This is a genomic window from Methylobacterium sp. A52T (genome assembly GCF_053346095.1).
In genome coordinates this window covers 1-1,455 of record NZ_JBKFBI010000294.1, presented here as the reverse complement: position 1 = coordinate 1,455, position 1,455 = coordinate 1, and the positions used below count along the sequence as shown (strand labels likewise).

Sequence of the window (1,455 nt, the reverse complement as noted above, 5' to 3'; positions counted from 1 at the left end):
GCCCGCCCCCGCGCCGCCGGGCCCCGCCACGGGCGGCAACCCGGGCGCCGCCCGCCCCGGCAAGCGCGGCGACGCCTTCGACCCGTCGCACGCCCCCGGCGCGCCGGGCGCCCCGATGCAGCTCGGCAGCACGCAGCCCTCCGCGCCGCTGCCGCCCCGCGAGGCCGAGGAGGCCGCCGAGGCGGCGCCCCGGCCGCAGCGCCTGCCCCAGGGCGCGCTCAACGAGTCCGGCGAGGACGACGCGGAGGCCGGGACCTCCGGCTACGACGAGCCCGTGGACCTGCGGCCGCCGGCCCGGACCGGGGCGATCCCGGCGCGGCCCTCCGAGAGCGTGGCGGCGACCCGGACCGGCGATCCGGCCGCCGATTTCGACGCCGCGGTCGAGCTGTACCGCGCCAAGCAGTACGAGCAGGCCGAGATGGGCCTGCGCCAGTTCATCCAGTCGCACCCGCGCGACAACCGCGTCGCCGGCGCGACCTACTGGCTCGGCGAGAGCTACCTCGCCCGCGGCCGCAACCGCGAGGCCGCCGAGCAGTTCCTGAAGGTCTCCACCGACTACGCCCGCTCCGCCCAGGCCCCCGACGCCATGCTGAAGCTCGGCGTCACGCTCAACGCGCTCGGCGCCCGCGAGCAGGCCTGCGCGACCCTGGCCGAGCTGGACCGGAAGTTTCCGAATGCCGGCACCGGCGTCCGCCAGGGCGTCGCCCGCGAGCAGAAGCGCGCCCGCTGCGGCGCCTGAGCGTCTCGGGCGATCTGGGCGAGCCGGGCGACCCGGTCCTCGACGCCCTCCGCCCCTGGCTCGACCGGGCCGCGCGCGCCGGGCGGGGCGTGCTCCTCGCCGTCTCGGGCGGTCCCGATTCGAGCGCCCTGATGCACGCCGCCGCGCGCCTGCGCGACGCGACCGGCGCGTCCCTGCGCGTGGCGACCGTCGATCACGGCCTGCGGCCGGAATCCGGGGCGGAGGCCGAGGGCGTCGGCCGCGCCGCCCGGGCGCTGGACCTGCCCCACGCGACCCTGACCTGGACGGGCGCGAAGCCGGGCACCGGCCTGCAGGACGCGGCCCGCACCGCCCGCTACGCACTCCTCGCCGCCCATGCCGGGGCGGTCGGCGCCGGGCTCGTGCTGACGGGCCACACGCGGGATGACCAGGCCGAGACGGTGCTGATCCGGCTCGCGGCCGGCAGCGGCCCCGCGGGGCTCGCCGGCATGCGCGCCGAGCGGGACCTCGGTCCCGGCCTCGCCCTCGGGCGCCCGTTCCTGCACCTGCCGAAGGCGAGCCTGGAGGCGTGGTGCGCGGCGCGCGGCATCGCGTATCTGCGCGATCCAGCCAACAGCGATCCGCGCTTCGCCCGCGGCCGCCTGCGCGCGGCCTGGCCGGCCCTGGAGCGCGAGGGCCTGACCCGGGCGCGCCTCGCCCGGCTCGCCGAGCGCGCCGCCCGCGACGAGGCCGCGCTC

2 protein-coding genes are annotated in these 1,455 nt (G+C 79.7%); both read left to right on the top strand.

The features are described from left to right. Nucleotides 1-739, top strand: a 739-nt coding sequence (ybgF, locus tag ACLBYE_RS30445; protein ID WP_447697026.1) for a tol-pal system protein YbgF, incomplete at its 5' end; no start/stop codon positions are given. Further along, a partial coding sequence (gene tilS / locus ACLBYE_RS30440; RefSeq protein WP_447697027.1) for a tRNA lysidine(34) synthetase TilS occupies nucleotides 736-1,455 on the top strand: 720 nt, incomplete at its 3' end. The genes ybgF and tilS, both read left to right, overlap by 4 nt.